The 15,342-nt window shown below is 59.7% G+C and carries 17 protein-coding genes; 10 read left to right on the top strand and 7 right to left on the bottom strand.

Annotation, left to right across the window (positions count from 1 at the left end):
- Positions 1-326: 326 nt before the first annotated feature.
- Positions 327-1,214: a threonine/homoserine exporter RhtA gene (gene rhtA, locus J4E42_RS29020; protein ID WP_207286749.1), complete on the top strand. Its 888-nt coding sequence runs from the start codon at positions 327-329 to the stop codon at positions 1,212-1,214.
- 169 nt (positions 1,215-1,383) lie between these two features.
- Positions 1,384-1,665, top strand: coding sequence for a hypothetical protein (locus tag J4E42_RS29015; RefSeq protein ID WP_008032597.1), 282 nt, complete (start codon positions 1,384-1,386; stop codon positions 1,663-1,665).
- Between the two features lie 9 nt (positions 1,666-1,674).
- On the opposite strand, the gene J4E42_RS29010 is transcribed toward J4E42_RS29015, so the two are convergent.
- Positions 1,675-2,235 (bottom strand): TetR/AcrR family transcriptional regulator, encoded by a 561-nt coding sequence (locus J4E42_RS29010; protein WP_207286751.1) that lies wholly within the window; start codon positions 2,233-2,235, stop codon positions 1,675-1,677.
- A 92-nt stretch (positions 2,236-2,327) separates the two neighbouring features.
- Here J4E42_RS29010 and J4E42_RS29005 point away from each other — a divergent pair, with 92 nt between their 5' ends.
- Complete coding sequence (locus tag J4E42_RS29005; RefSeq protein WP_008043009.1) at positions 2,328-3,056, top strand: SDR family oxidoreductase; 729 nt, start codon at positions 2,328-2,330, stop codon at positions 3,054-3,056.
- 36 nt (positions 3,057-3,092) lie between these two features.
- Positions 3,093-3,683: a 2-hydroxychromene-2-carboxylate isomerase gene (locus tag J4E42_RS29000; protein ID WP_008032600.1), complete on the top strand. Its 591-nt coding sequence runs from the start codon at positions 3,093-3,095 to the stop codon at positions 3,681-3,683.
- Here J4E42_RS29000 and J4E42_RS28995 read toward each other — a convergent pair.
- Complete coding sequence (locus tag J4E42_RS28995; RefSeq protein ID WP_207286748.1) at positions 3,680-4,678, bottom strand: zinc-dependent alcohol dehydrogenase family protein; 999 nt, start codon at positions 4,676-4,678, stop codon at positions 3,680-3,682. The genes J4E42_RS29000 and J4E42_RS28995 overlap by 4 nt on opposite strands.
- 117 nt (positions 4,679-4,795) lie before the next feature.
- On the opposite strand from J4E42_RS28995, the gene J4E42_RS28990 reads away from it, so the two are divergent.
- A complete protein-coding gene (locus J4E42_RS28990; RefSeq protein WP_310650445.1) occupies positions 4,796-5,704 on the top strand; it encodes a LysR family transcriptional regulator in 909 nt (302 codons plus the stop codon).
- Here the strand turns inward: J4E42_RS28990 and J4E42_RS28985 are convergent.
- The 4 genes from J4E42_RS28985 to J4E42_RS28970 form a co-directional block, all read right to left on the bottom strand.
- Positions 5,697-7,505, bottom strand: coding sequence for an aminopeptidase P family protein (locus tag J4E42_RS28985; RefSeq protein WP_207286747.1), 1,809 nt, complete (start codon positions 7,503-7,505; stop codon positions 5,697-5,699). The genes J4E42_RS28990 and J4E42_RS28985 overlap by 8 nt on opposite strands.
- Before the next feature lie 64 nt (positions 7,506-7,569).
- Positions 7,570-8,727, bottom strand: coding sequence for a cysteine desulfurase family protein (locus J4E42_RS28980; protein ID WP_207286746.1), 1,158 nt, complete (start codon positions 8,725-8,727; stop codon positions 7,570-7,572).
- 161 nt (positions 8,728-8,888) lie between these two features.
- Complete coding sequence (locus tag J4E42_RS28975; protein ID WP_008032608.1) at positions 8,889-9,503, bottom strand: LysE family translocator; 615 nt, start codon at positions 9,501-9,503, stop codon at positions 8,889-8,891.
- Positions 9,504-9,601: 98 nt separating this feature from the next.
- The gene (locus tag J4E42_RS28970) at positions 9,602-9,871 is read right to left on the bottom strand and encodes a hypothetical protein (protein WP_207286745.1); all 270 of its coding nucleotides are present in this window, start codon (positions 9,869-9,871) and stop codon (positions 9,602-9,604) included.
- A 489-nt stretch (positions 9,872-10,360) separates the two neighbouring features.
- On the opposite strand from J4E42_RS28970, the gene msuE reads away from it, so the two are divergent.
- From msuE to J4E42_RS28950, 4 genes are all read left to right on the top strand, one after another.
- A complete protein-coding gene (gene msuE, locus J4E42_RS28965) occupies positions 10,361-10,924 on the top strand; it encodes an FMN reductase (protein ID WP_008032612.1) in 564 nt (187 codons plus the stop codon).
- Positions 10,925-10,934: 10 nt separating this feature from the next.
- Positions 10,935-12,080, top strand: a complete 1,146-nt coding sequence (gene ssuD / locus J4E42_RS28960; RefSeq protein WP_008032614.1) for an FMNH2-dependent alkanesulfonate monooxygenase — start codon at positions 10,935-10,937, stop codon at positions 12,078-12,080.
- Between the two features lie 136 nt (positions 12,081-12,216).
- The gene (locus J4E42_RS28955) at positions 12,217-13,404 is read left to right on the top strand and encodes an acyl-CoA dehydrogenase family protein (protein ID WP_032829030.1); all 1,188 of its coding nucleotides are present in this window, start codon (positions 12,217-12,219) and stop codon (positions 13,402-13,404) included.
- Between the two features lie 21 nt (positions 13,405-13,425).
- Complete coding sequence (locus J4E42_RS28950; RefSeq protein ID WP_008032617.1) at positions 13,426-14,529, top strand: sigma-54-dependent Fis family transcriptional regulator; 1,104 nt, start codon at positions 13,426-13,428, stop codon at positions 14,527-14,529.
- On the opposite strand, the gene J4E42_RS28945 is transcribed toward J4E42_RS28950, so the two are convergent.
- Positions 14,526-14,891, bottom strand: coding sequence for an antibiotic biosynthesis monooxygenase (locus tag J4E42_RS28945; RefSeq protein ID WP_207286744.1), 366 nt, complete (start codon positions 14,889-14,891; stop codon positions 14,526-14,528). The genes J4E42_RS28950 and J4E42_RS28945 overlap by 4 nt on opposite strands.
- Positions 14,892-14,986: 95 nt before the next feature.
- On the opposite strand from J4E42_RS28945, the gene soxR reads away from it, so the two are divergent.
- Positions 14,987-15,342, top strand: a 356-nt coding sequence (soxR, locus tag J4E42_RS28940) for a redox-sensitive transcriptional activator SoxR (protein ID WP_207286743.1), incomplete at its 3' end; no start/stop codon positions are given.

The raw sequence follows: 15,342 nt of genomic DNA, 5'->3' as shown, positions 1-15,342 counted from the left end.
TTCTCCGCTTTCGACCGAGAAGATCGAACCGTCAAAAGAGCCACACAACACCGCTCTTTCAACTCCTTCTGGGCTTCGATGATCTGAAGCAACTCGCTGTCGAAAACTGTGTAACTCTTTGTTTACCAAGGAGTTTTCCGTTTCGACTGCGCCGGAAGTGGGGCGAATTATAGACTTCCAGAATCTGCCGTCAACCCCTAATTTAGCCTTTCTATCAGGATGCTCAAAATCACTGCTTATATATAGACGCGAACACCTTGAATGCGCAGTATATTGCCCAACACTAGAACAATACGTTCGTTTCCTGCCTTGGACGATGCCACGCAATGAATGACCACCCCCGCAGCCTTGCCTCGACCCTGTTCTCGGTTGGCCTGCTATTGATAGCCATGGCGTCGATCCAGTCCGGAGCCTCCCTGGCCAAAAGCATGTTCCCGGTTATCGGTGCGCAGGGGACAACGACCTTGCGGTTGATTTTCGCCAGCGTAATCATGCTGATACTGCTGCGCCCATGGCGTGCGAAGCTCACCGCGAAATCCTTGCGCACGGTCATTGTCTACGGGATGGCACTCGGCGGCATGAACTTCCTCTTCTATATGTCCCTACGCACAGTCCCATTGGGAATCGCGGTAGCGCTGGAGTTCACCGGGCCGCTGGCGGTTGCTATTTATGCCTCACGTCGCGCGATCGACTTTTTATGGATCGCACTGGCCGCCATCGGGTTGCTGTTATTGATACCCACGGGAGCCACGACTGCCGGTATCGATCTGGTCGGTGCGGGTTATGCCTTGGGGGCCGGAGTCTGCTGGGCGTTGTACATTCTATTCGGCCAGAAGGCCGGTGCAGACAATGGCGTACAGACTGCTGCACTGGGCGTCATGATTGCCGCACTGTTCGTAGCGCCTATCGGTATTGTGCATGCCGGCGCCGCGCTGCTGACGCCATCACTGATTCCCATAGCGATCGGCGTCGCCCTGTTATCCACTGCCCTGCCCTATACGCTGGAGATGGTCGCCCTGACCCGAATGCCAGCCCGCACCTTCGGCACGCTGATGAGTATTGAGCCCGCGGTCGGTGCCCTGTCAGGTCTGTTGTTCCTCCATGAATACCTCTCACTGTCACAGTGGATGGCTATCATCTGCATCATTCTGGCTTCCGTCGGCGCGACCATGACCATGGGCGGTGCCGGCAAACCTGCGGTTGCCGCGGATTAATACAGGATTTGACGAAGGTCTGGTATTTACCGCGCAATTAGGCCATGTTTAGGCCCGTAACCCAGTGTCAGACATGGATTTTTCACGATAGGGATATAAGAACGCTTCAAGCTAAAGCGAACACGGCCAGACCCGGGCGCAAAGATCCGGGGACGCTATAAGGACAGCAATGAAACGAATTTTGATACTGATCGCCATACTTGCAATTGCGGGCTGCGCGGCGACTTCGGAAACTCATACCAAACGTGGCAAGAAAGGATTGCATATCAACTGTTCCGGGCTGTCGTCATCCTGGGACAAGTGCTACACCAGCGCAGCCAACTCCTGTGCGCCCAAGGGATACAAGGTCATCGCGAAATCAGGGGATGGCGTGGAAGAACCTGGCGATTATCCGTTTGGTCTCAACCCGGCCGGCTATACCAGCCGCAGCATGATCGTCATCTGCAAATAGGCCGTCTCTTCAGGTCCGCGGGCCGGCGATCTGACGGCTGATCTCATCGTAACTGGACTTCAGTACCGTGCGCTGGATGTCAGGGGTGGCGAGCATTCGCGCCACAACCAACGCACCGATGCATTGCGACAGAATCGCCCATGCCAGGCTGTCGCTCTCCAGAATCCGCGCCCAACTCTCTTGTAGCCGACAAATCCAGTTCTCCGCCTGCTGCCGGACCAGCACTTCTGAACGGGCTATTTCGGCGCCCAATGCCGGCAAGGCGCAACCCGACTCCGGGTGTTCGACATGGGACATGCTCAAATAATGCTTCAGGCAACGCTCGAGCCTGTCACGGTCCTGATCCGCCCCCAATCGCTCCAGACTTTGAACCAGCTCACGCTCGACAATTGAAGCGAACAGCTCATCCTTCGATGAAAAGTGGCTGTAGAAAGCCCCTCCACTCAAGCCGATAGCCTTCATCAAGGCATCGACACCGACTGTTGCGAAACCCGACTTCTTCGCCGACAACGCACTGCTTTCCAGCAGCTTCTGTTTGGTTTCCAGTTTGTGATTGGCCGAGTAACGCATTGCCTTGCCCTCTGTATTGATCATCTTGACGCCTGCCGAATCGTAGCATAACGTTCGTTTAGTTAACGATCGTTTAGCAAAGAGAGCACCTCATGAATAATAAGAAGGTCGTACTGGTTGTCGGCGCCGGTGATGCTACTGGTGGAGCTATTGCCAAACGTTTTGCTCAAGAAGGATTTGTCGCCTGTGTCACCCGGCGCAGTGCGGACAAACTCCAGCCATTGGTGGACGCCATCAAGGCCGAGGGCGGTGAAGCCCATGGTTTTGCCTGTGATGCGCGCAAGGAAGAGGACGTGATTGCGCTGGTCGAGCAGATTGAAAGCCAGATCGGCCCTATCGAAGCATTTGTGTTCAACATCGGCGCCAATGTGCCGTGCAGCATTCTCGAAGAAACCGCTCGCAAGTATTTCAAGATTTGGGAAATGGCCTGTTTCTCAGGCTTTCTCAATGCCCGTGAAGTGGCCAAGCGCATGGCCAAGCGTCAGCGGGGTACGATTCTGTTTACCGGCGCGACTGCCGGTCTGCGGGGTGCCGCCGGATTTGCAGCATTCGCCGGTGCCAAGCACGGCATTCGCGCACTGGCTCAAAGCATGGCCCGCGAACTGGGGCCGATGAATATTCACGTCGCCCACGTCGTCGTCGACGGCGCTATCGATACTGACTTTATCCGCAACACCTTTCCCGAGAAGTACGCCACCAAGGATCAGGATGGCATCCTCAATCCCGAACACATCGCCGAAAACTACTGGTACCTGCACAGTCAGCCCCGTGACGCCTGGACATTCGAGCTGGACCTACGCCCATGGAGCGAACGCTGGTAAGCCCTCCCCAATAACAATAAACAGAGCGCATTGAACATGAGCAAAACCGTTGAGTTCTACTTCGACCTCGGCAGCCCTGCCACCTACCTGGCCTATACCCAACTGCCGAAAATCTGCGAGCAGACAGACAGCCGACTGGTCTACATCCCGATGCTGCTGGGCGGCGTTTTCAAAGCCACCGGCAACGCTTCCCCCGCGACCATTCCGGCCAAGGGCCTCTATATGTTTCAGGACCTGGACCGCTACGCCAAACGTTATGGCGTGCCACTGAAGTTCAATCCGCACTTTCCCATTAATACATTGATGCTGATGCGCGCCGTCACTGGCATGCAGTTACGTCATCCCGAACGCTTCCAGGCATTCATCGACTGCCTGTTTAAAGCGCTTTGGGTCGAGGGACGCAGCCTCGATGACCCGGCGACCGTCGCTTCAGTGTTGACGCAGAACGGCTTTGACCCCAACGAAGTGCTGGCCCTGACTGCCGATGAAGACGTTAAGGCCGCGCTCAAGGACAACACCGAGAAAGCGGTGCAACGCGGCGTGTTCGGCGCCCCCAGCATGTTCATCGATAACCAGCTGTTCTTCGGCCAGGATCGACTGGACTTCGTGATTGAAGCCCTGCGTTAAATCTCGATGACCAACCGCCCCTGAGCCGCTCCGCAAAACTGCAGCTCATGGGCGGCCTCGGCGGTTTGCAGAGTGAACGCCCGAGGATCCATTATCGGCTTCAGCTTGCCCGCCTCGATCAAGAGAGCCGCCTCACGAAGAATCTCCCCGTGACGCTCGCGCCCCACGCCGGTGAGTAACGGCAATAACGTAAATACGCCGGAATAGGTTGCGCCACGAAACGAGAGCGGCGCCAAACTGTGCTGCCCCCAACCGAGGCAACTCAACACATGACCGTGATAAACCCGTACAGCCTTGAATGACGCATCCAGTGTCTCACCGCCCACCGTGTCGTAGACGATATCGAAGCCCTCCCCATCCGTGTGTTGCGCTACATATTCCTCGACCGAAGACTGGCGATAGTCGATAAACGTCGCACCGAAGCCTTCGATGATTGCCTGATGCCTGGCAGAACCGGTGGCAAACACCTGGGCACCGAAGGCGCGGGCTATTTGCACCGCCACATGCCCCACACCACCCGCACCGCCATGAATCAGCACCTTCTGCCCCGCACGCACCCGCGCCCGGTCCACCAACCCTTCCCACGCCGTAATCAACACCAACGGCAACCCCGCCGCCTCACGCATACTCAAATTGCCTGGCTTGCGCGCCAGCAGTCTGGCATCGATTGCTGCGTACTCCGCCAACGAACCCTGCGCCCCGCCAATGCCGGTGGCCATGGCATAAACCTCATCGCCCGGTAGCCATCCACTGACCCCCTCCCCCAACGCCTCGATGGTTCCCGCCAGATCAATGCCCAACACCGCCGGCAATGACTGACGTGCATGGGCGGCCTGGCCCGAACGGATTTTCCCGTCCAGTGGATTTACCCCGCTGGCTTTGATCCGGACCAATACCTGCCCTGCTTCAGGCACCGGTCGTTGAATGGAAACCAAGCGTAGCGGCGCGTTGGCCGAGTCGACAATCAGAGCGCGCATTTCAAGTGAGTCAGTCATTTCGCATATTTCCGTCAGAGGTGGCTGTGGGATAAATCTTCGGTCAACCAACTCATGCTGATAAGACGCTAAATAGCTATAGTGACCATGCCTATCCGGCATCAATGAGAACTCCCCGTGGACAAACTCAATGCAATGGCGATCTTCGTAAGGGTCGTCGAACGCGGCAGCTTTTCTGCGGTTGCCCGAGAGATGCAGACCAGCCAGCCCACCATCAGCAAAGTACTCAAGGCGCTGGAGACCGGGCTGGGCGGAAAACTGATTGCACGCAGCACCCGCCAGCTTTCCCTGACGGATGAAGGCCAGCGGTACTACAACGAATGTCGACAAATCCTCGCGGCCGTCGATGCGGCCGAGCACAGTTTCCAGTCCGGCAAGGAGCGCATTGCCGGTCACCTGCGCATCGGCTCCTCGGTCAGCTTCGGGCGTTTGCAGATTGCTCCACGACTGGCGCAATTCCTTGAGCGCCATCCCGGCATAGAAATCGACCTGCAACTGAGTGATCAAAACCAGGACCTGGTCAGCGAAGGACTGGACGTCACCTTCAGAATCGGCGAACTGAATGACAGCGGCCTGATCGCCCGCCACATCGGCACCACCCACCGCGTAACTGTCGCAGCGCCGGCCTACCTCAAAAAACACGGCCGGCCGCACACGCCGGCAGAACTGGGCGGGCACAACTGCCTGCAGTTCAATCTGTTGAACAGCCAGAATTTATGGGTTTTCGAGAAAAACAATCAACGCCACGAGGTGCGGATCAAGGGCAATGCGCAAAGCAACAACTCGGAGGCAATCCGCGAGATGGTGTTGGGGGGACTGGGGATTGCGTTGTCGCCGGTGTGGCTGTTCAGCGAAGACTTGAAAGCCGGGCGAGTGACCGCGATTTTGCAGGACTACACCGCGCAGTCACTGCCGATGCATGCTGTGTCCCCGGCGAATCGTCGCCAATCCGCCAGGGTCAAAGCCTTTGTCGACTACATGAGCCAGGCGCTGGAAGCAGCGCCTGAACTCAAGCCGATCAGATAGCAGCAGTTCGAGTGTTCAGCCACTCAAGGGCTGCACCGTCGACCAGCGGGCTCAAGCGTTCGCGCACTTCGGCGTGATACGCGTTGAACCACTGTTTTTCGTCCTGAGTCAGCAACGACGGCTCCAGGCAGCGCGTGTCGATCGGGCACAAGGTCAGGGTTTCGAATTTCAGGAACTCACCGAATTCGCTCTTGCCCGCTTCACGGTTCAACACCAGGTTCTCGATCCGCACGCCCCAGCGACCCGGACGGTAGGTGCCCGGTTCGATGGAAGTGATCATGCCCGGCTGCATCGCGGTTTGCGGCGCAGCAACAGCTTGATAGGCAATCACTTGCGGGCCTTCGTGAACGTTGAGGAAGTAGCCGACGCCGTGACCGGTGCCGTGACCGTAATCAACGTTTTCCGCCCAGATCGGCGCACGGGCGATGGCGTCCAGCAACGGCGACAAAATGCCCCGAGGGAATTGCGCACGGGACAGCGCAATGACGCCTTTGAGCACACGTGTGCAATCGCGCTTCTGCTCAGCGGTTGGCGTACCGACCGGCACCATCCGCGTGATGTCGGTGGTGCCGCCCAGGTATTGGCCGCCGGAGTCGATCAGCAACAGACCGTCGCCCTCGATCACCGCGTGCTCTTCTTCGGTCGCGTGGTAATGCGGCATCGCCCCGTTGGCGTTGAACGCGGCAATGGTGTTGAAACTCAGCGACACGTAATCCGGACGGCGCGTACGCGCTGCGGTCAGGTGTTCGTCGATGGTCAGTTCGGTGATGCGTTCGCGGCCCCACGCCGACTCCAGCCAGGCGAAGAATTCGCACAGCGCCGCGCCGTCCTGCTCCATGGCCTGACGGATGTGCTCGGCATCGGCCAGGCTTTTCTGCGATTTGGCCAATGTCGTCGGGTTCAGGCCTTCGACCAGTTTCACGCCGCTGTTCAGGTTATCCAGCAAACCGGCGGTGACGCGTGCCGGATCGACTTGCAGGCTCGCGCCGCTCGGCACTGCGCGCAAAGCGTCGGCCACTTCGCTGTAATCGCGCAGGGTCACGCCGTCCTGTTCGAGGACCGCACGCAGCTCGGCGCTGACTTTGCTCAAGGCCACGAACAGGGTTGCCTGTTGTTGGCTGATCAAGGCGAAAGAGACAAACACCGGGTTGAACGACACATCGCCGCCGCGCAGGTTGAACAGCCAGGCGATGTCGTCGAGGGTGGCAATGAAATGCCAGTCGGCGCCACGCTCTTTCAACACCTCACGCAGGTTGGCGAGTTTTTCGCCACGGCTGACCGTCGCCTGAGGCGGCAGGTGCTGATAGACCGGCTCGTTCGGCAGCGTCGGACGATCGCTCCAGACTTCGCTCAACAGATCGATGTCGGTGCGCAGACGGGCGCCGCGCTCTTCGAGCTTGCTACCCAACGTACGTGCCGAGGCCACGGCCATCACCGCACCGTCTACCGCGACGACGCCGCCTTCAGGGGTTTGCTCGGCCAGCCAGTCCAGCGGGCTGGGTTGACCCGGTTGCAGCTTGACCAGTTCGATGCCGCTGCCTTTAAGCTCCTTGGTCGCTTGCTCCCAATAACGGCTGTCGGCCCAGACACCGGCGAAATCCGGCGTGACGATCAGCGTGCCCACCGAGCCATGAAAGCCCGACAGCCATTGCCGTCCTTGCCAGTAGCCCGGCAGGTATTCCGACAGGTGCGGATCGGCCGACGGCACCAGCAGGGCGTGAATGCCCTCCCGGCTCATCAGCTCGCGGGTGTGCGCCAGGCGCTCGGGCACCGATCCATTGATCGAAGGCTGCGTACTCATCATGTCTCCTGCTAATCACTTCATCATTATTGTTGAGTGCCGATCAACGTCGGCACTTAAGGCCTTATTGCCAGAATGCCGGGGCACTGGCGCAGGCCGCTTTAATCAGTTGTGCCGCCTGGTCGATGTCCTGCTCGGTAGTGAAACGCCCCAGGCTCAAGCGAATGGTGCGGCTCGCCGAGCGGGCGTCATGCCCCAGTGCCAGCAGCACATGAGACGGCGCATTGCTCGCGGAATTACAGGCCGAGGTCGCAGAAAACGCAATCGATGCGCTCAACGCCGCGGAGTTGAACTCGCCTTCACTGAAGGTCAGGCTCAAAGTATGAGGGATGCGCTGGGTCGCGCTGCCATTGAGGCGCACGCCGGGAATGCCCGACAGGTGTTCGAGCAAGCGCTCGCGCAGGCGCGCAATCGTGGCTTTCTCTTCATCGAACAGTTGCGCGGCCAAGGCGAACGCCACGCCCATGGCGGCAATCTGGTGAGTCGCCAGGGTCCCGGAACGCAAGCCACCTTCATGGCCGCCCCCGTGAATCTGCGCCTGCAAACGCTGTTGCGCGCGAGGCCCGACATACAGCGCGCCGATGCCTTTGGGACCGTAGATCTTGTGCGCCGAGAACGACATCAGGTCCACCGGCAATTGCGCCAGGTCGATGGCCACTTTCCCCGCGCCCTGGGCCGCATCGACATGGAACAACGCCTCGCGGGCCCGCACGACCTCGCCGATGGCGGCGATGTCATTGACCGTGCCCAACTCGTTGTTGACCAGCATCAGCGACACCAGAAAGGTGTCCTCGCGCATCGCTTCGCTGACCGCTTGCGGGGTAATCAGACCTTGCGCGTCGGGCACCAGATACGTCACGGCAACACCGGCATCCTGCAATTGCCTTGCGGTGTCGAGAATCGCCTTGTGTTCGATCTGGCTGGTGATGATGTGCCCGCCGGACACTCCGCGAGCCTGGGCCACGCCCTTGAGGGCGAGGTTATTCGATTCGGTGGCGCCGGAGGTCCAGACGATCTGGTCGGCTTGCGCCCCCACCAGTTGGGCGACTTGCTGTCGCGCCTGCTCGACCGATTGCCGGGCCTGTTGGCCGAATGCATGGGAGCTGGACGCAGGATTGCCGAAGTTCCCGGCAAACCCCAGACACTCGACCATGACCTTGATGACCCGCTCGTCCACCGGCGTGGTGGCGGCGTAGTCGAAATACAACGGACGTTTATTCATAAAAGACTCGCAGAGCTTGTTCCGGGATCAGGTGCTGGCAACCCGTGCACCAGCAATACCTGATCGGATGCGTTAAGAAAGTACGACTTCACTTGAAAGTGCGTAGGAACGCTCCTGAAGTCGAGCTTAACAGGCATCGGGCAACCGGTTGAAGCAATGCGTCAGCTAAAGCTTTCCAGCATCAACGGATACAGCGAAACCACCAGCAACGCGGCCATGCCCCAATTGAACACGCGCAACCAGCGGCGGTCCTTGAGCACGTTGCGCAGCAGCGTGCCGCACGCGGCCCAGACACCGACGCTCGGCAGGTTGATCAGGGCGAAAACCGCCGCAATCACGATGACGTTGGTGAAATAGCCCTGCATCGGCGTGTAGGTGCTGATTGCACCGATGGCCATGATCCAGGCCTTGGGGTTGACCCACTGGAATGCGGCCGCGCCGAGGTAGCTGATCGGTTTGCTTTCACCGTTCTCGCCGTCGGATACCGGACCGGAATGCGCGATTTTCCACGCCAGGTACAGCAAATACGCCGCGCCAACGTAGCGCAGCACGGTGTAGAGCAACGGATAGCTTTGAAACACTGCACCCAGACCAAAACCCACCGCCACCACCAGGACGAAGAACCCGCAGGTAATGCCAAGCATGTGGGGGATGGTGCGGTTAAAGCCGAAGTTCACGCCCGATGCCAGCAACATCGTGTTGTTCGGGCCGGGGGTGATCGAGGTAACGAGAGCGAACAGGGCGAAACCCAGCAGCAGATCGAGCGAGAGCGTCATTGGTGGCAGTCCGTCAGGGTCATTCAGGTATTGACCCTATCGCACGCCTGCCGGGAAACCCATGGACAGTTGGGTGAAACTTCGAGCAGTACAGTCGCTCAGCTTGGGCGACCGTGCAGTTGAACAGTGCGCTCGGCGTTCATTTCGCCTTGTTTGTCGAAGCTGAAGGATTTCTGTGGCTGACCGAGCAATTCAGCTTTTTTCGCGTGGTATTCATCGAAGGACAAACCGCGACGATTCAGCGATTCCATTGCCAGTTCACGGGTTTCCTCGGCGGTGTAGGGCCGCAGTTCCGGGGATACGTGGCTGGCACATCCGGCGAGAACGGAGACGGCGAGCATCAGGAAAGTGGCGAGTAGAGGTTTCATGGTCTGGCGTCCTGGCATCTGGGTTCGGGGCAATGAACACAGGCTACTCGCGCCTTTGGATGGGCAGAAATCAACGCTCTCGATAGTGGGTATTGAAGCCGAATTACCCCACCTTGTAGGAGCCGGCTTGCCGGCGATGACGACCGTAAGAACACCGTATGACTCTCGGGCTTCATCGCCGGCAAGCCGGCTCCTACAAGGGGCGTGCATATTTCTTAATGATCTATAAATATCTTGCAATGATCTTTTGAGGAATAACAAACAGCCTTTATAACAACCCTATCGCCTTACACAACTGTTGCCCACGCAACTGTTTGCCAGGCAACAGTCATTCAACAAACAGTCCTTAAAATCGAACAGCACGCAGTCATCAATGCGCTGCAAGCCACGTAAATCGTGGGCTCGAAGGATTGGTACAGCTCTTGCTCAAGCCCTGTGACTACTCACTACTCACTGCTCGCTGAGCAACTGTTTAAAAAGGAACTGATCATGTCGCGTCCATTGAAAGTCGTTGCCCTCTCCGGCGGTACCTGGCGTCCGTCCCGCACGTTGGTGCTGACCCAAGCGCTGTTGGCCGAACTGGCCGGGCAATTGCCGATCGAGAGCAAGCTGATCGAACTGGGCGACATCGCCCGGCCACTGGGCGCGGCCCTGTCGCGCCAGGAACTGAGCGCCGACATCGAAGCCGAGCTGCAAGCCATCGAAAACGCTGACCTGCTGATCGTCGCCGCGCCGGTTTATCGCGGCTCCTATCCGGGCCTGCTTAAACACCTCTTCGACCTGATCGACTTGAACGCGCTGATCAATACGCCGGTGCTGCTCGCCGCCACCGGTGGCAGCGAACGGCATGCGCTGGTGCTCGATCACCAACTGCGCCCGCTGTTCAGTTTCTTCCAGGCGCTGACCCTGCCGATCGGCGTCTACGCCACCGAAGCCGATTTCGCCAATTACCAAATAACCAGTGAGCCCTTGAAGGCCCGCATTCGCCTTGCTGCAGAACGCGCCGCGCCGTTGTTCGGCGTGCACCCCAAAAATCTGCTGAAAATCGCTTAAGGATCTTTTCATGGATGTTTTCTGGTTTCTGCCGACCCACGGCGATGGCCATTACCTGGGCACCACCCAGGGCGCTCGCCCGGTGACGCTCAACTATCTGAAACAAGTCGCGCAGGCCGCCGACAGCCTCGGTTATCACGGCGTGCTGATTCCCACCGGGCGTTCCTGCGAGGATTCGTGGGTCATCGCTTCGGCGCTGGTGCCGTTGACCGAACGCCTGCGTTATCTGGTGGCGATTCGTCCGGGGATTATTTCGCCAACCGTCTCGGCGCGCATGGCCGCGACTTTGGATCGTCTGTCCAACGGCCGCTTGCTGATCAACGTGGTGACCGGTGGCGACCCGGACGAAAACCGTGGCGACGGGATCTTCCTCGATCACAGCGAGCGTTATGAAGTCACCGACGAATTCCTGCAGATCTGGCGTCGCGTGCTGCAAGGCGAAGCGGTGGACTTCGAAGGCAAACACCTGCAAGTGCAAAACGCCAAGGCCCTTTATCCGCCGGTGCAGAAACCCTATCCACCGTTGTACTTCGGTGGTTCGTCTGAAGCCGCCCATGAACTCGCCGCCGAGCAGGTCGATGTCTATCTGACCTGGGGCGAACCACCGGCCGCCGTCGCGGAAAAACTCGCTGATGTGCGTGAGCGCGCAGCACGCAACGGGCGCACGGTGAAGTTCGGCATTCGCTTGCACGTGATCGTTCGCGAGACGGCCGAGGAGGCGTGGAAAGCCGCCGACAAACTGATCGAACACATCAGCGACGAGACCATCGCTGCCGCGCAAAAGTCGTTCTCGCGTTTTGACTCCGAAGGCCAGCGGCGCATGGCGGCGTTGCATGACGGACGTCGCGACAACCTGGAAATCGCCCCCAACCTATGGGCCGGTGTCGGCCTGGTGCGCGGCGGTGCCGGCACGGCGCTGGTGGGTGACCCGCAGCAAGTGGCGGCGCGGATCAAGGAGTACGCGGACCTGGGGATCGAGAGCTTTATCTTCTCCGGTTATCCGCACCTTGAAGAGGCGTATCGCTTTGCCGAGCTGGTGTTCCCGCTGTTGCCTGAACCGTACGCAAGCCTGGCGGGGCGTGGCGTGACCAACCTCACCGGGCCGTTTGGCGAAATGATCGCCAATGATGTGCTGCCCGCCAAAGCCACAGCCTGACCCACCTACTACCTGTAGGAGCGAGGCTTGCCCGCGAAGAAAGCGCTGCGGTCTATCCGATGCATCGCGTCATCGTTCTTCGCGGGCAAGCCTCGCTCCTACAGGGGACGGTGTTGAATTTATTGAGGAACCCCGCGTGACTGCCAAGCCGCTAAGCGCCCTGTTATCCCCCCTGCAAACCGCCCGCCAGTTGGCCGCCGAGTTTGCCTTGACCGCGGTCGAGCGCGACGAACGTGGCGGTACGCCGAAAGCCGAGCGTGACGCCCTGCGCCAAAGCGGTCTGCTCGCGTTGAGCATTCCCACCCAGTACGGCGGCCTCGGCGCCAGCTGGAGTGAAACCCTGACCATCGTGCGCGAGTTCGCCAAGGTCGACAGTTCGATTGCCCACGTCTTCGGTTTTCATCACCTGATGCTCGCCACCGTGCGCCTGTTCGCCCGACCCGAGCAGTGGCAGCCGTGGTTCGAACAGACCGCGCGCAAGAACTGGTTCTGGGGCAATGCCCTCAATCCGCTGGACACCCGCACCGTGGTGAAAAAACTCGGTGGCTGGCGCGAGTTTTCCGGCAAGAAAAGTTTCTGCTCCGGCGCCAGCGATTCGGAAATGCTGATCGCCTCGGCAGTGGATGAAAGCGCCGGCGGCAAGCTGTTGATCGCGGCCATCCCCAGCGGCCGCAGCGGCATCACCCTGCACAACGACTGGAACAACATGGGCCAGCGCCAGACCGACAGCGGCAGCGCTTCGTTCGAACGGGTGCGGGTCGAAGAGTCGGAATTGCTGCTCGACCCGGGGCCGCTGAGCACACCGTTCGCCTGCCTGCGGCCATTGATCGCGCAGCTTACTTTTACGCACATGTTCCTCGGCATCGCCGAAGGTGCCTTTGAAGAGGCGCGGCAATACACCCTCACCGAAACCCGCCCGTGGCATAAATCCAGCGCTCAGGATGTGCGTCAGGACCCGTACGTGCTCGGCCATTACGGCGAATTCTGGGTCGCGCTCGAAGGCGTTCGTTTGCTGGTGGAACGCGCCGCCGACCTGCTCGACAAGGCCTGGGCGAAAGGCCCGAACCTCAGCGCCGAAGAACGTGGACACCTCGCCACCGCAATCGCCACGGCCAAGGTCGCCGCCACGCGCAACGGCCTCGAACTCTGTAGCCGGCTGTTCGAAGTGACCGGCGCGCGCTCGACTCACGCCTCGCTGCGCCTGGACCGTCACTGGCGCAACCTGCGTACGCAAACCCTGCACGACCCGGTGGATTACAAACTCCATGAACTGGGCGACTGGGCGTTGAACCAGTCCCTGCCGATTCCGACTTTCTATTCATAGCCTTCTCATGGAGCCTGCCCCATGCAACTGCTGACCTTACCGCCCTCGCCCGCCCTGGCCACGTCGATCCGCGCCACCGCGCAAGTATTCGAAGACCCGAAATCCCAGGCCTTGCTCGCGCATTTGCAACAGGTCGCGCCGAGTGAAGCCAGCGTGCTGATCATCGGCGAAACCGGCACCGGCAAGGAGCTGGTGGCGCGGCATATCCACAACCTCAGCGCCCGACGCAACCGCCCGTTTGTGGCGGTGAACTGCGGCGCGTTCTCCGAATCCCTGGTCGAGGCCGAGTTGTTCGGCCACGAAAAAGGCGCGTTCACCGGTGCCTTGAGCGCCAAGGCCGGCTGGTTCGAAGAGGCCGACGGCGGCACCTTGTTCCTCGATGAAATCGGTGATCTGCCGATGGCGATTCAGGTGAAGTTGCTGCGAGTGTTGCAGGAGCGCGAAGTGGTGCGCCTGGGTTCGCGCAAAAGCATTCCGATCAACGTGCGCGTACTGGCGGCAACCAACGTGCAACTGGAAAAAGCCATCAACGCCGGGCATTTCCGCGAGGATCTGTATTACCGCCTCGATGTGGTCAGCCTGGAACTGAGCCCGCTGCGTGATCGCCCCGGGGACATCCTGCCGCTGACCCGTCACTTCGTCGAAGCCTACAGTCAGCGCCTCGGCTACGGCACCATCACCATCAGCAAGGAAGCCGAACTGAAACTGCGCAGTTACAGTTGGCCGGGCAACATCCGCGAACTGGAAAACGTCATTCACCACACCTTGCTGATCTGCCGTAACGGCGTGATCGAGCGCGATGACCTGCGCCTGTCGAACATGCGCATCGAGCGTCAGGACGACTATCACAGCCAGCTCGACGATTCACCGGAAGCCTTGCTCGACCGCGCGTTTCAAAAGCTGTTCGAAGAACAGGCCGGCGCGCTGCACGAGAAAGTCGAGGACGCCTTGCTGCGCGCGGCTTACCGTTTCAGCCATTACAACCAGGTGCACACCGCCGCACTGCTGGGCTTGAGCCGCAACGTGACGCGCACGCGCCTGATCAAGATCGGTGAGCTGGCGGTGAACAAGCGCCGGCCCACGGAAAACGTGCAGGGCGAGCGCTTGATGCAGCTGTCGATTTAGCCCACTAAATTGCAATGCAGCGCGTTGTCGTGGCTGCGTTCCAGGCTGTGCAGCACCTGGAACGAGCCGAACGTCACGGTTTTCGCCTGATGGGCGCGGATCAGCTGCCAGAAATCCTGCTCGCCGCTTTCAAAACCCTGAAACGCGGCTTCCCCCGCCTCACGCGTTTGCCATTGCAGGTAATTGAGCACCCGCCGGCCATCGTCGCTGGCCTGGATGCTCGCACTGAGAAAACCGCTGTAACGCTGAGCCAGGCGTTCGGTCTGTAACGACAGCGCCGACACCAGGGCGGACTGTTGATGGGGTTCGATCTCGAATTCGATCAATTGGGTGAAGCTGCGATTTTTCTCTGGCGCTTGCATGAAGAGTCCCCACTGACGTGTAAGCCGGATCTTGCGATCCGAAGGCCTGCAGGGTAAAACCTCGAGTTAACTAGAGGTCAAGGGACATTTTTCACATGATCACCTCGCAACAACTGCATAAAGAGCTCACCGTCGGCCAGGTCGCCGCCCGCAGCGGCGTGGCGGTCACGGCGCTGCATTTTTATGAAGCCAGGGGTTTGATCAAAAGCACGCGCAATCAGGGCAACCAGCGGCGCTATCCGCGTGAAGTGTTGCGGCGGGTGGCGTTGATCAAAGTGGCGCAGCGCTTGGGGATTCCGCTGGCGGAGATTGGCGAGGCGTTGAAAACCCTGCCGGATAACCGCGCGCCGACGGCGGCGGACTGGAAGGTGTTGTCGGCGCAATGGCGCCGGGAGCTGGATGAGCGAATCAATCAGCTGACCTTGCTGCGGGATACGCTCAACGGCTGTAT

Source organism: Pseudomonas sp. FW300-N2A2 (genome assembly GCF_017351735.1).
Lineage (GTDB): Bacteria > Pseudomonadota > Gammaproteobacteria > Pseudomonadales > Pseudomonadaceae > Aquipseudomonas > Aquipseudomonas migulae.
The sequence above is the reverse complement of the archived record's forward strand: the minus strand, read 5'-3'. Positions and strand labels throughout refer to the sequence as shown.

What these genes read in the sequence shown, in the direction of transcription:
- J4E42_RS28950 (WP_008032617.1), top strand. Translation starts at nt 13,426, where the DNA reads ATGCAACTGCTGACCTTACCGCCCTCGCCCGCCCTGGCCACGTCGATC.
- rhtA (WP_207286749.1), top strand. Translation starts at nt 327, where the DNA reads ATGAATGACCACCCCCGCAGCCTTGCCTCGACCCTGTTCTCGGTTGGC.
- ssuD (WP_008032614.1), top strand. Translation starts at nt 10,935, where the DNA reads ATGGATGTTTTCTGGTTTCTGCCGACCCACGGCGATGGCCATTACCTG.
- J4E42_RS29000 (WP_008032600.1), top strand. Translation starts at nt 3,093, where the DNA reads ATGAGCAAAACCGTTGAGTTCTACTTCGACCTCGGCAGCCCTGCCACC.
- J4E42_RS28985 (WP_207286747.1), bottom strand. Translation starts at nt 7,505, where the DNA reads ATGAGTACGCAGCCTTCGATCAATGGATCGGTGCCCGAGCGCCTGGCG.
- J4E42_RS29010 (WP_207286751.1), bottom strand. Translation starts at nt 2,235, where the DNA reads ATGCGTTACTCGGCCAATCACAAACTGGAAACCAAACAGAAGCTGCTG.
- J4E42_RS28970 (WP_207286745.1), bottom strand. Translation starts at nt 9,871, where the DNA reads ATGAAACCTCTACTCGCCACTTTCCTGATGCTCGCCGTCTCCGTTCTC.
- J4E42_RS29005 (WP_008043009.1), top strand. Translation starts at nt 2,328, where the DNA reads ATGAATAATAAGAAGGTCGTACTGGTTGTCGGCGCCGGTGATGCTACT.
- J4E42_RS28980 (WP_207286746.1), bottom strand. Translation starts at nt 8,727, where the DNA reads ATGAATAAACGTCCGTTGTATTTCGACTACGCCGCCACCACGCCGGTG.
- J4E42_RS28995 (WP_207286748.1), bottom strand. Translation starts at nt 4,678, where the DNA reads ATGACTGACTCACTTGAAATGCGCGCTCTGATTGTCGACTCGGCCAAC.
- msuE (WP_008032612.1), top strand. Translation starts at nt 10,361, where the DNA reads ATGTCGCGTCCATTGAAAGTCGTTGCCCTCTCCGGCGGTACCTGGCGT.
- J4E42_RS29015 (WP_008032597.1), top strand. Translation starts at nt 1,384, where the DNA reads ATGAAACGAATTTTGATACTGATCGCCATACTTGCAATTGCGGGCTGC.
- J4E42_RS28975 (WP_008032608.1), bottom strand. Translation starts at nt 9,503, where the DNA reads ATGACGCTCTCGCTCGATCTGCTGCTGGGTTTCGCCCTGTTCGCTCTC.
- J4E42_RS28945 (WP_207286744.1), bottom strand. Translation starts at nt 14,891, where the DNA reads ATGCAAGCGCCAGAGAAAAATCGCAGCTTCACCCAATTGATCGAATTC.